We start from the raw sequence: 16,275 nt of genomic DNA, 5'->3' as shown, positions 1-16,275 counted from the left end.
CGAGAAACAGTCGAAAGGCCCCAACCACCTGCCCTTCGACTAGCTTCTCTTATCCTATTACTGGAGCAATCTCATCACGGACTGAGACTTCATGTTTGCTTGCGCGAGCATTGAAGTTGCAGCCTGAGTCAAGATTTGGTATCTCGTGAAGCTGGTCATTTGTTCAGCCATGTCAGTGTCACGGATACGGGACTCAGAAGCTTGTGTATTTTCATAAGCATTCATAAGACCTTTTGCAGCATGCTCCATTCGGTTGTAATAAGCACCAAGGTCAGCTCTTTGTTTAGAGATAACTCTTAACGCATCATCACATAGCCCGATCACAGAGTTTGCCTTACCTGCAGTCGAAAGAGAAACGAAAGTAAGAACCGTAGGGTTTCTTAATCCCAAAGCCGCAGTGTTCATTGTTTCGATGTACACTCGCTCTCTTTGATGCATGTTCGCTCCAATATGGAACCACATACTTGCAGTTGGGTTGAGTCGTGCAAACGCCCCAGTAAGGAGTTTCATTTTGTTGAACTCCGCTTGGGAAGCAATACGATCAATCTCATCTACAAGTTGCGATACTTCAACTTGGATCTGTTGTCTATCTTCTTCCGTGTAGATACCGTTGGCTGCTTGTACAGCTAACACACGAACGCGTTGAACGATTTCATGTGTTTCTTGGAGATATCCTTCAGCCGTTTGGATGAGGGACATACCATCTTCAGTATTTTGCTCCGCACGGCGAAGACCGGAAATCTGAGTTCTCATCTTCTCAGATACCGCTAGCCCAGAAGCATCGTCTCCGGCTTTGTTAATACGCATACCAGAAGACAACTTCTCGATATCTTTACTTAGATTTGCGTCGTTAGACTTCAAAGTTCTATGTGCAAAGATAGCACTAATATTGTGGTTGATAATCATCCGGGTTCCTCCTTGAATCCGTTATCTTTCCCTCTCGGGAAAAACGTTGATGAATTTTCGAAGATGCCATCCTTGGCCTCTTCATAATGAAGGTCGGTAAATTCGATAGCTTAGATAATAGATAAATTCCGGTTTTTTGCGAATAATACCCGAACTTCCCCTTTCCAAAATATGTCGCGGAAAATTTATCTTTTCAGAAGTTCCGTATTTGCGATAAAGACGGTAGGGAAAGGTTTTAAATTTTGTTAGAAACGATCTATTTGGCAAACCCACGCGGATTCTGTGCCGGCGTAAAATATGCAATTTCCTTCGTAGAAACTGTTTACGCGGAAAATCCCGAGGCCCCTCTTTATGTAAGAAAGGAAATCGTCCACAACCAAAGAGTGGTGGAAGACATGAAAAAAAGGGGAATTCAATTCATAGATGAACTTTCCGAGGCCCCGAACGGTGCGACTGTCATTTTTTCCGCTCATGGAGTTTCTCCCGAGGTAGTGAATGAAGCACAAAGCCGTAAAATGCGAATCGGGGATGCCACCTGCCCTTTGGTCACCCGCGTCCATAGAAAGGCGCGCAATATCAAAGACAGCCACCATATCATCTATATCGGGCACAAAGGTCACGACGAGGCCATAGGAACTATGGGTGAAGCGAATATGTTTCTCGTAGAAACGGAAGAAGACGTAGAATCTTTGAAAGATCGGATCAAAGAGGACAAACCACTCACTTATTTGATGCAAACCACCCTTTCCGTAAAAGATACGAAAAGTATAATCAAAAAAATCGAAGAAGTTTTTCCATTTGTGGAACATCCGCAGAAAGATGATATTTGTTATGCTACTACGGAAAGACAGGAAGCGGTATCAAGCATGATCGAGTCTGTCGACGCCATGCTTGTGATAGGTTCCGCAAATTCTTCAAATTCCGTTCGTTTGCTACAATTGGCTCAAAAAACAAAACCGGCTTCTTACAGAATCACAGACAAACAAGATGTAAATCCGGAACATATAAAAACAAACGGAATCAAAATTTTGGGAATCACTGCCGGTGCGTCCAGCCCTCAGATTTTAGTGGATGAGATCGTTCAGGAATTATTAGTTCATTTTCCGGAAGCGAAGGTCTCCCTTTACCCGGACAGTCGGGAAGACACGATGAATTTCAAACTCCCAAAAGAAAAATTAACACAGTATTAGGTAAAATTGTGTCTTCTTCTTCGTTAGATCCATTTTCTTCGGAGAAAACAGACAAAATCGACAAACTATTACTCGCATACGAAACTCTTGAGAACATAGGACAAGGAGTCGTCATCGGGAGATTTTCGTCGAACGACAATTCCCATAAGATTCTTTTTCAAAACGAACAAGCGGATCATTTTTTAAATACGGATCTTCTTCCCAATATCATCAGGCCTACTCTAAGAATAAACCGAAAAGAATCTGGTGTATTTGCAATACAAAGATCAGGCAAAGCAATATCATTAGAATATGCTCTATTTCTAATTCCTCCCCTTTCGGATGATACTTCATTTGTTTTTTCCTGTATCCTGACTGATAGAACAAATGAAGAGGAAGAAAAACGAAAAAAAGAACGTAAACTTAAATTTCAATCCACTCTCAATAATATAAACGCGAGCATTTCCGATCTTCGCAACGGTCCCGCAATTTTAAGAAGAATACTTCTTATGCTTTGGAAGACAATGGAAGCGGAAAACGTCGTTTATATGGGAAAAAAGGGAATTATTTTTCCCGACGAATTCGGAGAGGGAGAACAAATTGAGAAAGATTGGGTTCAATTTTTTAAAATCGGAAATCCTTATATAAAAGAACAAATTCCTTTTTCCAAAATTCAAAGTCTGTTTGAAGAAAAGAATCCTCATATTCTGCATTGGGAAAAACAAGATGATCAGGCGGATCTTTATTTTCCCATCTATTTCGGCAATTTGTGGAGCGGTTATGTTTTTTTCTCTAATATCAAATCCTACTGGGAAGAAGAGAATGATGATTTGTATAAGCTTAAATTTTTATTAGAATCCTACATTGACAGATATCAAACCCAAAAACAATTACTGATATTCGAATCCATCTATTACCAGACTTCGGAAGCGGTTTTAATATCCACATATTCGAAAGAAACGATCGATATTAAAATCGTATTTGCAAATCCGAGTTTTATCAAACTAACAGGTTATTCATTAACGGAACTATTGGGTCAAAAGGTAACCTTGCTCGTTGGAAAGTGCGATCTGGTAATCATAGAAGAGTTCAAAGAAATCATCCAAAGAGGAGAAAGCGTGGGGAAAGAAATCATAGGCTATACAAAGTCCGGCAAGCCGTTTGATTGTCTGATCAATATCTCAGTAATTCGGGATCCTAGCGGAAACATAACCCATACCTTAACTATACTTCGTGATATCACGGAAAAGAAGAAACAAGATACGGAAATGGCGAGAAGACTTCGTTTTGAAATCGGAGTAGCAGCTGCTTCCCAAATCCTAAATCAACCTAACACTGATTATGAAACCCTATCTCAAGCATTGAATCAGCTCTTGATTTTTACGGAAATGGAATCCGTTTTTCTATTAAAACACGAATGGAATGATAAAAATGAAAATCTATTCGTTCAAATGCTGGAAGAAAATAAATCCCATACCTATCTCGGTTACAGAAGTCTCTTCATTGAAGAAAGTTGGGAAAACCATAATTTGGAACGTTGGGTCAAACTTTTGTTTGATGGAAAGATCGTTTCGGGAAAAATGGAAAGTTTTTCAGAAAAGGAACAATGGTATTTTGAAAGAGGAGTCAGTTTTTTATTGTTATTCCCCATAGTGATCAAAGGGGAGTTCTTCGGGGTTTTAGGTTGGGAAAAATCCAACACTCAATTCGACTTTGACGAAGAAGACATTCTGCTTTATCGAACTGTAACAACTTGGATCGGCCATTATTTGGAAAGAAAGATCAATGCGGAAGAGTTGAACAAATACCAATCCCATTTGGAAGATCTGGTAAAAGAAAGAACCAGTGATTTGATGCGAGCGAAGGATTTAGCAGAGTCGGCGAATAAGTTGAAATCGGATTTTTTAGCTCGCATGAGTCATGAGCTCCGAACTCCGCTAAATTCCATTATAGGTTTCACCCAATTGATTCAAATTCCTGAATCGGATTCTTTGGGGAAAAAGTATTTGGATTATATTCACGGTTCGGGCAATGGCCTACTTAAAATCATCAATGGAATTTTGGATCTTTCCAAAATCGAAGCAGGCAAAATGCCAATCCAGATAGCACAGGTTAATTTACAAGAAACAGTCAAATCCGTTATAGGAATGATGATTCCCCTAGCCAACGAGAACAACATCCAAATCAGAATCTCAGAAGGAGACATAGACATTCAAAAAATAAGAACAGATTCCCAAAAACTCACTCAAATCCTAGTAAACATACTTTCCAATGCGGTAAAATACTCTCCTTCCGATTCCATCGTGACCGTATCGTATAAGACTTCTGAAAATCATTTTGAAGTGACTGTAACGGACCAAGGCAATGGTATTTCCAAAAATCAGCAAGAGATGTTATTCGAGAGTTTTACAAGACTCCCAAACGTTGATAAATCAGAAATTCAAGGAACCGGACTTGGACTTACCATTACAAAAAAGTTCGTGGAACTACTAGGCGGACAAATCGAAGTGCAAAGTGAACTGGGAAAGGGTTCCAGTTTTAAGGTGATTTTACCAAACACCAAATAATATCACAAAGAATCGGGAAAGGAATTGATTCATCATCTGCTGTCGAATAGTATATCCGATATTCAAATGATGACTTCAGAAAATCATGATATATTCTTCTCTCCTACAAAAGGAAAAAAGATAACCTCGTTAAGAAGGCGACCGAATCTTCCTATATTGATAGTTGAAGATTTGGAAGAAAACCAAATGCTTCTTGCGGGTATCTGCGACCAAATGCAAGTAGCCTATAAAATTGCAAATAACGGTCAAGAGGCATTGGATCTCTGCGCGAAAGAGGCATTCAGTGTTTTTTTAGTGGATCTTATGATGCCTGTTATGGATGGAAAAACATTCATCAAAATCATAAAAGAAAAAATCCCTGACTCGGTCATTTTAGTACAAACCGCACTGGACGGTTCCGAACAGATTATAGAGATTATGCGGATGGGAGTTTATGATTATATTATAAAGCCACTCAATATGGAATTGTTCAGGCAAACTCTGGAACAATCGCTGGAATACAGATATTTGCGAAATATTGAAAAAAGATTGTTATTGGATGAAAGCAAAGAGCTCAGAGATCAATTGGAATGGCTCAATTACAAAGAGACTTCCAGAAAAACTTCCAATAATTCCATTGAGATGAATTCCATCTTCAATTTGAAAACAACTTTATCCCAAGGTTCCGGTTTCGGATCCATGACAACTATCATCGACTCCATAAAGTCCATGCTGACTCCTTCGGAAAACGGTTACTATAAGATAGACAAGGAACTTTTCGACCTACTCTTGGAAAACAATCATCATACAAAATCCATGATACGGGGTTTGGAACATGCTGTTTTACAATTGGATAAAAAATTTCATTTATTGCCGATCCGATCGTCAGAGATAATCCAAGAGATTCCGAACATCACCTCCCAACTGGAAACTCATATACACAACAAGGGCTTAAAAATGAATATGCCTATTTTTAAAGGAAATATGACTTTATCCGCCGATATTTCCTCATTAAAAATCGTATTAAAGGAACTATTGTTAAATGCGATCAAATATTCACCACCTAACTCAAATATAGACGTATTTGTCACTCTGGCGGAAGGTTATTTTTGTTTATCCATAAAAAACAAAATCATTGATGACAGCTATGGAAATATCCCGACCGATATTCAAAAAAATCTGATTTTACCTTTCTTTAGAGTCCATCCTCCCGTAGAAGAAGTCCACGAAGACGAACCTTTCAGTTTGGGGTTGGGCCTAACCATCGTTGATTATATCGCAAATAAACATCATGGAATGTTTTTCATAAGAAATGCAACTGACCATACTTCGGAAGAAACCTGCCTATGCGTTATTGCCGAATTATTTTTACCAATCCAAAGTAGTATTAAGGGAAAACCATGAGCAAAAAAATTCTAATTATAGATGATTCTGCGGTGTTCAGAAAGATTATTTCAGTGCATTTGAAAAATGCCAATTTCGAATTGATCGAAGCAAGCGACGGAATAGAAGCATTGAAACAACTTTCGGCAGGTGCTGTTGATCTGATCGTTTCAGATGTAAATATGCCGAATATGGACGGGATCTCTTTTATCAAAAAAGTAAAAGAAGATCAAAAACATAAATTCACTCCCATCATAATGCTTACAACGGAGTCCCAACCGGAAAAAAAGCAACAAGGAATCGATGCAGGCGCTAAGGCATGGCTTACAAAACCGTTTTCTCCCGAAGAGTTGTTAGATACCATCTCCAAACTAGTTATATAAGATAGAATATGGACCCAGTCTTAAAATTCAGAGAAGTAGAATCCGGAATCGAATCTGCCTGGGAAGGTTATCTTACAATTCATTATGTTTCCCAATGGAAGGAGAAACTGAAGCAGATCAAAACAAAACATGGATCATTCTGGAATGTAGACCTTTCTGGTATTCAAAGAATCGATACTGCGGGTATTCAATTTTTATTGTTTCTGAAAAAATACTCTTCCGATAAAAATTTCCAATTAAAGCTTCAGAATCATTCACTTCCCGTTCTGAAGGTTATCGACTTACTCGGATTAGTAAATCACTTTGGAGACAAAGTCAAAATCAAAAAAGAATACGCAGACGAACTAGTATTTGCGTATGGGACAAAAAAAGGTTAATATGGATTTGTCCGAAGTAATTGATGTATATTTTAACGAATCTAACGAACTTCTAAGGGACATGGAGTCCATACTGCTTCGGATGGAAAAGGAAACGCCTGATCCCGACTCTCTCAATGCTCTTTTTCGTGCAGTTCATACAATCAAAGGGAATTCGGGAATGTTCGGCTTTGAGGAGACTGTCAAATTCACTCATATCATAGAAAACCTGCTGGATGACTTGAGAGAATTTAAAATTCCATTTCAAAAACAACTAACGGAGATTTTATTAAGTGCAAAGGATCATTTGGAATATCTGATTCATGCGGAGCCGAAATCGGAAATTACAAAAGAACGGTTGGAATCGGGAAAAACCATTTTAAATTCGATTTACCCCTATCTGAAAAAGAGAACTTCTTCAGAGAAACATATCTCGGAAGAAAAACCGGAAACGGACAAACCGGAACAACCTGCTCCCGGCAATGATACGATCCCCTATTTCCTAATCTCCTTTCGTCCGAATAAGAATGTTTTCGGGCACGGCCTTGATCCGATTTCCTTTTTGGCTTATTTAAAAAAGTTAGGTGAAATCAAATTTATCAAGACAATCACATCTGAACTTCCTACGATAGAAAACTACAATCCCGAGGATTCCTTTCTTGGATTTGAGATTTCCTTTCAGTCAGATTCTTCTTTGGAAAAAATCCAAAAAGTATTCGAATTCATAGAATCGGACAGTTTTTTACACATCTTACCTCCCGGTGCAACGGTTGAAGATCTTTCTTATCTGGCAGGCCAACTTCCGGAAGAAGAAATTTTTCTCGGCAATGTATGGAAAGAGATGGGGATTTTAAACAATAAAACCTTAGTGAGTTACCTTAATCGTTTAATACCGCCATCAAATAACGAGAGTCAGCCGAAAATGGAATTGGAAACTCTTATCAGTCAAAAGAAAATCCAAACCCAAGGAACCGTTTTAAAAGTTGATTCCCAAAGAGTGGATTTGCTTATCAATAGAGTCGGCGAATTGGTGGTATCGGCGGCCAATTTAAACCAACTGGTTTCCAACACTGACGATTCCAATCTGCAAGAATCGTCATTTCTTGTTAGTCGGCTATTGAATGAAGTAAGAGAAATCTCTCTAAAACTTCGAATGATCCAAATAGGAGATATTTTTCAAAAATACCAACGAAACGTAAGAGATTTGGGAAGAGAGCTGAAAAAAGAAATCAATTTGCACATCATTGGCAAGGAAACGGAACTGGACCGGAACATCGTCGATAAATTAGGCGATCCTCTTGTGCATATCATCAGAAATGCCTGCGATCACGGGTTGGAAACACCCGAAGAAAGAATAGGACAGGGAAAACCGATAGCGGGTAATATCTGGCTCAACGCATACCATGACACCGGATCCGTAGTAATCGAAATCAAAGACGACGGTAAAGGAATTCAATCCGACATCGTATGGAAAAAAGCTCTCGAAAAAAAATTAGTATCAGGAAACAAACCTGAGAACAACGAAGAAATTTATAAATTGTTATTCCTTCCGGGTTTTTCCACAGCCTCATCAATTACCAACGTATCGGGTAGAGGTGTGGGTTTGGATGTAGTCCAAAAGGGAATCGAAGCTTTAAGAGGAACGATCCATGTCCAATCCTCACCAAACAAAGGAAGCGTTTTTACGATTCGGCTTCCGCTCACTCTTGCCATCATCGAAGGATTTTTAGTCAGTGTAGGGACTTCTTTGTACATCATTCCTATGGAGATGGTGTTGGAATGTTTGGATTTCACCGAAGAAAATCCGGATACAAAGAACAATTATTTTCCGTTGCGAGGGACTTTGATTCCTTATATTAAAATGAGAGATATATTTTCGCAGAACACGGATTATGAGAAAAAAAAGGAAAATATTGTCATAGTAAGAATGGGCGAGAACAAAGCCGGCCTTGTAGTAGAACAACTTTACGGAGAGTTTCAAACAGTGATTAAACCAATGGGAAGCGTTTTTCATAGCGTAAAAGGAGTGAGCGGATCTTCTATTCTGGCTGACGGAAAAGTAGCCTTGATTTTGGATCTTCCATCGCTTTTCGAGCGAACAATTCACTTGGAAAAAATAAAAACATTAAATGAAACGAGGATGTTATGAAAAACCCATCTATAGAAACTGATTGCGTTACTCGAAATATTTTTTTAGGAGATCATATTTATGTTTAAGAACATTACGATAAAGGTAAAACTTTTACTTATTCTTTTAATCATTACGTCCGGATTTGCTTTAATAACGATTTTTAGCACAGGCAGGCTTATCAATTCCGCAGAGTCCTTGAGAGCGCTGGGGAACGAAGAAAAACCGGATTCAGACCACCTAATAGATCTTAAACGTCTGACGAATGATCTGGTATTTGCGAGTTCCGAACTTTCCATTACGAAGAATCCAAATCTGATCTCTTCGGTAAATTCGAGAATTGAGACAGATCACTCCGATATCATCCGACTCTTGAACAAGATTGAAAAGATACAGGCCGACTCTGAAAGTAAAACAAAATTTAAAAAGTTCCGCGATGAAATCACCGCTTTTCATGACGAGTTTTTGTTACTCAAAAATGAATTCTTGAAAAGCAGAACAGACGAAACTTCAGGAAGCTTTACTGATGAAGGGATAAATATATACTTAAATAAAATCTTACCGAAATTGAAAACTTCTTTGGAAGCAATCGAAGATCTCAATATTGCATCAACTCCCCCGGTAGACGGATTGATAAAGAATATAGAGACTGATTTAACCGACTCTAAAACTTCAATCCTCATTTTAAATTTACTCGTAGGGCTAATCATCATCGGCTTTACGATTTATGCGATATTCGGATTACTGACAACGATCAGAGATGCCTTAGCTAAGGCCAATAAGATTAACGATGGTGAATTATCAATTCGTTTTGACGATTCCAAAAAGGACGAATTTGGGAGTTTATTTTCCTTCTTTAATAATCTACTTGCCAATCTAAATGCGGTTAATAAGTCACAGGCGACCATTGAATTTAACATGGATGGAACCATTATTACCGCAAACCATAATTTCCTGGAAGTAATGGGATATACACTGTATGAAATCAAGGGTCAACACCATAGAATGTTTGCAGAAGTAAAATTGGCAGGCAGTGAAGAATACAGACAATTTTGGGCTACATTGAATAGCGGTGAATTCCAAACGGCGGAATACAAACGAATCGGAAAAGGTGGTCGCGAAGTATGGCTTCAAGCCACTTACAATCCTATTTTGAATTCCAATGGAAAACCTTATAAAGTGATCAAATTTGCAACCGATATCACCGAACAAAAATTAAAGAATATCGATTATGAAGGACAGATTGCAGCAATCGGAAAATCGCAAGCTACCATTGAGTTCAATATGGATGGAAGCATTATTGTTGCAAATGACTTATTCTTAAATGCAATGGGTTACGTTTTGAGTGAGATCCAGGGTCAACACCATCGAATGTTCGCCGAGACCCAACTGGTAGGCAGTGAAGAATACAGACAATTTTGGGCTACATTGAACAGAGGTGAATTCCAAACGGCGGAATACAAACGAATCGGAAAAGGTGGTCGCGAAGTATGGCTTCAAGCCACTTACAATCCTATTTTGGATTCCAATGGAAAGCCTTATAAAGTGATCAAATTTGCAACCGATATCACTGAACAAAAAAAGTTAGCGATTGAGACAACCAGAATCGTAGAAGATCTAGTAGTCGGACTTGCAGCTATGGAAAACGGCGATCTTACGCAACAGATTGTAAATAACTACGAAGGCGGATTTGCCAAACTCAAGGATTCATTTAACAATACTGCCCAAACACTAATAAAAATTATCGATGAAGTAAGGACGAATACGGATGCTTTGGTCGGTGCTGCGGAAGAAGTATCCTCTACCGCAGGAACACTTTCGCAAGGAGCAACAGAACAGGCGGCATCCGTAGAAGAAACTTCCGCTTCCCTTGAAGAGATGGGAACATCGATTGATCAAAACGCGAAAAATGCAAAACAAACGGATGCCATTGCAACCAAATCTGCAAAAGATGCGAAACAAGGCGGCGAAGCTGTAAAAAATACCGTATTGGCAATGAAACAAATTGCGGAAAAAATTTCAATCATAGAGGACATCGCCTACCAAACCAACTTACTCGCATTAAACGCTGCAATTGAAGCGGCTCGTGCAGGCGAACATGGAAAAGGATTTGCAGTAGTTGCATCCGAAGTACGAAAACTCGCGGAAAGGAGCCAAAAATCCGCCAATGAAATCGGTTCTCTTGCGGGAGGATCAGTTCAAATTGCGGAAACTGCAGGAAAACTGATTGAAGAAATAGTTCCTGCAATCAATAAAACAGCTGATCTGGTCCAGGAAATAGCTGCCGCGAGTCAGGAACAATCCTCGGGAGTCAACGAAGTAAATAAAGCAATGGGACAACTTGACCAGGTTTCTCAACAAAGTGCATCCGCCTCGGAAGAGCTTGCAGCGATCGCTGAGCAGTTGCAAACACAGGCAAACCTATTATTGAATTCCATCAGCTTCTTCCAATTAAACAAAATAACAACTGATAGCCGAGATCAAAAAAAGTCGAAACCGCGACCTAATTTCGTATCGGCGAAAAAAGCGGATAACGCTGATAACCACAATCGATTTCAAAAATACTAGGGGCGTTATCATGCAAGATATACAGTATTTGACATTTCGCCTCGGTGAAGAACTTTTTGGGTTAGGAATACTTTACATCAAAGAGATCATAGAGTTCGAACCAGTTACAAATGTTCCTATGATGCCCGACTACATCCCGGGGGTCATCAATTTGCGAGGAAATGTAGTACCTGTCCTCGATTTGAACATACGCTTTTACAAAAGAAAGACCGAGATTGGAAAAAGAACATGTATCGTCATTACGGAAGTATCATTTGGTCCGGAAAGTTTAGATATAGGTCTGTTAGTAGATTCAGTGGAAGAAGTATTGGATATTCAAAGCACTTCCATAGAAAATGCGCCTAGCTTTGGTTCTAAGATCAGATTGGATTTTGTGCAAGGGCTTGGTAAAATAGAAAGCGGATTTGTGGTATTACTTAAAATCGATCAGGTTTTAAACCTGGAAGAATTGAATCAATTGCAGGAAAAATCCAATCTTCTTACAAATTGAGAATGTAGTCATTTGATATGATGGATCCTCCCAACGAAGTTCGAGATATATTCTTAAGTCCGGGCGACTTCCACTTCGGAGGACCCAACCTGAGACTTAGGACGATACTCGGCTCTTGTGTTTCCATCATACTTTGGCATCCGGTAAAATTGCTCGGAGGCATGAGCCATTACCTGCTCCCCGGTAGAAACAATCCCAATAACGCTCAGAATTTGGAAGGGAAGTACGGAGAAGAAGCTTTTTATCTCTTTTTAGAAAAGATCAAACTTACACAACTCCCTATTTCCGAATTTAAAGCCAAAATATTCGGAGGTTCGGATATGTTTTCCAGAGAAGAGGAAAATTTGACACTAGTATCAAATTTCCTTAATGCAAAACTGGTTGGACAAAAAAATATAAATTTCGCAAAACAAATATTATCCGACAATTCCATTCCGATTATTTCCGAAAATACGGGCGGCTCTAAAGCAAGAAAAATATTTTTTACAGTTTGGGACGGTGAAGTCTGGCTGGAAATGCAAGAGTCTTCCAAATGAAAAAAATTAAAGTATTTGTAATAGATGATTCGGCCGTAGTTCGCCAGGTATTGGGCGATTTATTTAACAAACATTCCGATTTTGAATTTTTAGGCGCTGCAGTGGACCCGATATTTGCTCTGGATAAAATGACATCGAACTGGCCGGATGTGATCATTCTTGATATCGAGATGCCTAGAATGGACGGGATTAGTTTTTTAAAAAAGCTAATGAAAGAACACCCTACTCCTGTTGTCATTTGTTCGACTTTGACGGAAAAAGACTCCGATATAGCAATGACTGCACTTAGTTTGGGAGCAGCCGAGATTATCACCAAACCAAAATTTGGTTTAAAGGATTTTTTAAACGAATCTTCGATACTCTTGACAGATTCCGTTATCGCAGCATCACATATCAACTTGAATACGATGGTCCAATACGGATCAAAGAAACAAGAAATCACCAAACAAAAATTAATCACTGACATTTCGCAATTAAAAACTACAGAAAAAATTGTCGCAATAGGAACTTCTACGGGAGGAACCATCGCTTTGGAAAAAATCCTAGTCAAACTAACAAAGGATAAATGCCCAGGAATCGTAATTGTGCAGCATATGCCCGAAAAGTTTACCGAAGTTTTTGCCAAAAGACTTGATTCCGTTTGTGAAATAGAAGTTAGAGAAGGCAAAGACGGAGATATGGTTCTGCCCGGCCTTGCTTTGATTGCTCCCGGAAACAAACATATGCAGGTTAAACGATCGGGAGCGCAGTATCATATAGAAGTAAGCGACGGTCCACTAGTCAACAGACACAAGCCGTCTGTGGACGTATTATTTCGGTCCGTAGCGAAACATGCCGGTAAAAATGCCAAAGGTATCATCATGACCGGAATGGGCGACGACGGAGCGCAAGGACTGCTGGAGATGAAACAGGCAGGAGCCGTTACAGTCGCTCAAAATGAAGAAAGTTGTGTTGTGTTTGGAATGCCTAAAGAAGCGATACGTCTCGGAGCAGCAGATAAAATCCTACCACTCAGAGACATTCATCATTCTATCATTGAATTTTACAACTAACTAGCTTGCAGCCAGTTCCGTTGTAACCTTAACTCTTCTTGATCGGATTTCTTCCGGAGATTCTTCTTTTAAAACTTCATCCGGTTTGATTTTGAAAATAGGTTGTGCCTTACTTACAATCTTACCGTCAGAATCTACCATTAGATTTTTAACCATAGTTCCGCTCACAGGTGCCAGGATCTTATTGAACATCTTCATGACTTCAATGATAAACAGAGGTTGGCCTGCTTGGAAATGGTCTCCCTCCGCGATCAGAGTCGGTAAATTTGGCGCCTCTTTGGAATAGAACATTCCTCCCATCGGAGCAACAATTTCATCTCCGCTCATCTTCGGCGGAGGATTTAAGATTTTAATCAAAGGATCTCTGGTTTCCGCTGCTTTGAATTCCTTAGGAACGATCGCTTCCAAAGAATCATCCATATCCAGCCCGAAGAAATTTGCTTTTTTACCTATATTCACAAGCAAAGCAAGTATCTCAAAACCTGCCTGGAATCCAGCATGAGCTGCCTTCGATCCGGCCCATTCCGTATCAGTGATACGATCAGGTTTCGGGTTTTTCCCTGATTCAAGCAAGGAAGACAATTCTTTCCAGGACACTATCGCTGTACGTGTCCTGATTTCCGCGTAAAACTCTTTTGCTTCGTTTAACAACGATTCATCATGATCCCAGATTTTCTCCGACGGAGGTTTGGAATCGGTATTTTCCAAGTTGAGGTAGTAATATAATTTTTCCAGTATCAAAACCGGATTTTCCAAAAATACTACCTTGGCTCCGCTACGATCCCATAACTTTCCGTCATAATGCCCGATAAATCCGCCTAACAAATGCGGATTTGAAAATATTTTTTCCAAAGGTCGCAAAATAAGTGTCATCTTTTTAGATAATACCTTTTTCAGTTCGGCATCTGCTTTTTTTAGTTTTTCAGTCCATAGATATTCCAAATCAAAATCATTCAGAACGGATTGCAAAGAACCGATGCCCGCCAAATAGGCGATCATAAAGGCAGTGGAAGGTTTGAACATCGCGTCTTTTCCCAAAATCCATTCCGTAAGTCCGTAATGAACCAACAGGTTTGTTTCCAAGTTTTGACCGCGAAGTTCCGTTTTTCTGAGAATATTGCTTAATACTTCCAGGTTTTTTTTACGAGTCTCACCGTATGATACAAGTAATGCTACGTTGGAATCGTAAGCGCCGGCAAGATTATAATGTACGAAGGAACCTGTATCCGGGTTACGCAGACAAATTCCCTGATCATCCCGAATTTCACCTTCCAAAGGAGGAGACCAGCTTTGGATGATACCGCCCGCATGGGGCTGCAAACTTCTGTTAGTTGCATTGATGCGGACTTCAGCACCGGAAACATTGCGAAGGATTCTTTCCGGTTTAGGAACTCGAATTCCATGCACGGATAAAACCGCCATTGCTTCCACAAGAGAGTCGATAAAGAAATATTCGTTCGGGTTTTGGGGATTTACAAATTTCAATTTGTAAACCATTTCGGTCACCCTGTGTTCCACTTGGATACGGGTATTCACTTCCATAAAGAAGAAGTTATTTCCCTCTACGATACATTCGAAAGTGGAAACACTGTTGAGCCGAATCGCCTTACCGAAAACTTCGGCTTGGTTTTCCATGTCACGAAGGGTAAGTAGATCTTTCTCCAAGATCCCTGCTTTTTTAGGATTGCTTCCTTTGCATTCTTCCACTTCCTTTTGAAGAAGCTCCTGAGTTAAGGAAATTTCCAAAAGTTTTTGTTCATGCATTTGCAAAGAACAATCACGACCACCTAAGGACAAAGACCATTCTCCGTTTCCGATCAGTTGAATCTCATTATGTCTTGTGTTTTCAATGTTTAATTCGATTAGGAAGTTACGATTGGAACCGACTGCGGTCACTTTGGATTCTGCAAGGATTTCCATAACGGCAGAATCAATTTGTGATTTTTCCTGAATGACCCTTTGGCCTTTTCCACCACCACCACCGATGTATTTGAACCGAACCCGTTTGCCAGGAAATTTTTTCCAAATTTCTTCCAACTGAATTTCCGATTCTTTTTGCAGATCGGCAATGGTCGTAATATCGATTGTTTTTTCATAAGAAAGTTGAAGCAGTAATTCCGCGTTGTCTTCCAAAGAAAGTTTATCGTTATATTCAAAGTTAAGACTGTTTTCTTTTGCTACCTTAAGTAACCCGTCTTTGGAATTTCCCGTTTTACGGACCAAAGCAAGTGCAGTGATATTGTCCACACCGGGAGTAACGGACACTTTCAAAGAACGAGCGAGTTTTTTCGCCTCATCCTTAGCACCTGCCCCCCTTGCCACATGAGAGCTCGGTCCCATAAATGTAAGACCCGCATCTTCAATCGCTTCGATGAACTCGGCATCTTCCGCCATAAATCCGTAACCTGCAAAAAGGTGAGTATAACCGTTCGTTTTCGCTATCTCAATGATTTGTTTGATACGAGCTTCTTTTTCTTCCTTGCCGGCTCCCATATAATCGGGGACTCTATGAACGTTCTCCTGGAAACGGAAGTTTCGGAGTTCGGGTGCGAGCGCCTTCGGATAAACGATGGAATCTTTTTCAGAAAGTAAGATACCATACTCTCTGATTCCGATCGCATCAAATACATCCATGGTTTCTTTACGAACAGGACCGCGACATACAATCAGGCATTTGATGGATTCAACGGAGAAAGAACGAATCCAGGAAGAGTCGGATTCCTGGAACTTAATTCGATTTAAATTTTTATCGAGCATG

At 39.7% G+C, this 16,275-nt stretch carries 12 protein-coding genes; 10 read left to right on the top strand and 2 right to left on the bottom strand.

Going from position 1 to position 16,275, the window contains the following annotated elements; all coding sequences use genetic code 11:
- Positions 1 to 57: 57 nt before the first annotated feature.
- Entirely contained in the window at positions 58 to 906 is an 849-nt protein-coding gene (locus EHS11_RS14760) for a flagellin N-terminal helical domain-containing protein (protein WP_135765147.1), read from the bottom strand.
- Between the two features lie 242 nt (positions 907 to 1,148).
- Between EHS11_RS14760 and ispH the strand changes: the two genes are divergently transcribed.
- From ispH to EHS11_RS14710, 10 genes are all read left to right on the top strand, one after another.
- Positions 1,149 to 2,096, top strand: a complete 948-nt coding sequence (gene ispH / locus EHS11_RS14755) for a 4-hydroxy-3-methylbut-2-enyl diphosphate reductase (RefSeq protein ID WP_135765146.1) — start codon at positions 1,149 to 1,151, stop codon at positions 2,094 to 2,096.
- A gap of 8 nt (positions 2,097 to 2,104) precedes the next feature.
- The gene (locus EHS11_RS14750) at positions 2,105 to 4,642 is read left to right on the top strand and encodes a PAS domain-containing sensor histidine kinase (RefSeq protein ID WP_135765145.1); all 2,538 of its coding nucleotides are present in this window, start codon (positions 2,105 to 2,107) and stop codon (positions 4,640 to 4,642) included.
- Positions 4,643 to 4,708: 66 nt separating this feature from the next.
- On the top strand, positions 4,709 to 6,025 hold the full coding sequence (locus tag EHS11_RS14745) for an ATP-binding response regulator (protein WP_246047918.1): 1,317 nt from the start codon (positions 4,709 to 4,711) through the stop codon (positions 6,023 to 6,025).
- Complete coding sequence (locus EHS11_RS14740; RefSeq protein ID WP_135765144.1) at positions 6,022 to 6,387, top strand: response regulator; 366 nt, start codon at positions 6,022 to 6,024, stop codon at positions 6,385 to 6,387. The genes EHS11_RS14745 and EHS11_RS14740 overlap by 4 nt, the downstream gene beginning before the upstream one ends.
- Positions 6,388 to 6,395: 8 nt before the next feature.
- On the top strand, positions 6,396 to 6,764 hold the full coding sequence (locus EHS11_RS14735) for an STAS domain-containing protein (RefSeq protein WP_135765143.1): 369 nt from the start codon (positions 6,396 to 6,398) through the stop codon (positions 6,762 to 6,764).
- A gap of 1 nt (position 6,765) precedes the next feature.
- Entirely contained in the window at positions 6,766 to 8,892 is a 2,127-nt protein-coding gene (locus EHS11_RS14730; RefSeq protein WP_135765490.1) for a chemotaxis protein CheA, read from the top strand.
- 60 nt (positions 8,893 to 8,952) lie between these two features.
- Positions 8,953 to 11,439 carry a methyl-accepting chemotaxis protein gene (locus EHS11_RS14725; RefSeq protein ID WP_135765142.1) on the top strand — a complete coding sequence of 829 codons (2,487 nt, stop codon included), beginning with the start codon at positions 8,953 to 8,955 and terminating at the stop codon, positions 11,437 to 11,439.
- A 10-nt stretch (positions 11,440 to 11,449) separates the two neighbouring features.
- Positions 11,450 to 11,929: a chemotaxis protein CheW gene (locus tag EHS11_RS14720; RefSeq protein WP_135765141.1), complete on the top strand. Its 480-nt coding sequence runs from the start codon at positions 11,450 to 11,452 to the stop codon at positions 11,927 to 11,929.
- A 17-nt stretch (positions 11,930 to 11,946) separates the two neighbouring features.
- Complete coding sequence (locus EHS11_RS14715; protein WP_246047917.1) at positions 11,947 to 12,465, top strand: chemotaxis protein CheD; 519 nt, start codon at positions 11,947 to 11,949, stop codon at positions 12,463 to 12,465.
- Entirely contained in the window at positions 12,462 to 13,517 is a 1,056-nt protein-coding gene (locus EHS11_RS14710; RefSeq protein ID WP_135765140.1) for a protein-glutamate methylesterase/protein-glutamine glutaminase, read from the top strand. The genes EHS11_RS14715 and EHS11_RS14710 overlap by 4 nt, the downstream gene beginning before the upstream one ends.
- Here the strand turns inward: EHS11_RS14710 and EHS11_RS14705 are convergent, their stop codons facing one another.
- Positions 13,518 to 16,274, bottom strand: a complete 2,757-nt coding sequence (locus tag EHS11_RS14705) for an ATP-binding protein (protein ID WP_135765139.1) — start codon at positions 16,272 to 16,274, stop codon at positions 13,518 to 13,520.
- Position 16,275: the final 1 nt, after the last annotated feature.

This window comes from Leptospira ilyithenensis (assembly GCF_004771005.1).
GTDB classification, from domain to species: Bacteria; Spirochaetota; Leptospiria; order Leptospirales; family Leptospiraceae; genus Leptospira_A; species Leptospira_A ilyithenensis.
The sequence above is the reverse complement of the archived record's forward strand: the minus strand, read 5'-3'. Positions and strand labels throughout refer to the sequence as shown.

Bases quoted from the DNA above. Each gene is read 5' to 3' on its own strand.
- EHS11_RS14760 (WP_135765147.1), bottom strand. From the start codon at position 906: ATGATTATCAACCACAATATTAGTGCTATCTTTGCACATAGAACTTTG.
- EHS11_RS14730 (WP_135765490.1), top strand. From the start codon at position 6,766: ATGGATTTGTCCGAAGTAATTGATGTATATTTTAACGAATCTAACGAA.
- EHS11_RS14735 (WP_135765143.1), top strand. From the start codon at position 6,396: ATGGACCCAGTCTTAAAATTCAGAGAAGTAGAATCCGGAATCGAATCT.
- EHS11_RS14725 (WP_135765142.1), top strand. From the start codon at position 8,953: ATGTTTAAGAACATTACGATAAAGGTAAAACTTTTACTTATTCTTTTA.
- EHS11_RS14710 (WP_135765140.1), top strand. From the start codon at position 12,462: ATGAAAAAAATTAAAGTATTTGTAATAGATGATTCGGCCGTAGTTCGC.
- EHS11_RS14740 (WP_135765144.1), top strand. From the start codon at position 6,022: ATGAGCAAAAAAATTCTAATTATAGATGATTCTGCGGTGTTCAGAAAG.
- EHS11_RS14715 (WP_246047917.1), top strand. From the start codon at position 11,947: ATGATGGATCCTCCCAACGAAGTTCGAGATATATTCTTAAGTCCGGGC.
- EHS11_RS14705 (WP_135765139.1), bottom strand. From the start codon at position 16,274: ATGCTCGATAAAAATTTAAATCGAATTAAGTTCCAGGAATCCGACTCT.
- EHS11_RS14745 (WP_246047918.1), top strand. From the start codon at position 4,709: ATGATGACTTCAGAAAATCATGATATATTCTTCTCTCCTACAAAAGGA.
- EHS11_RS14720 (WP_135765141.1), top strand. From the start codon at position 11,450: ATGCAAGATATACAGTATTTGACATTTCGCCTCGGTGAAGAACTTTTT.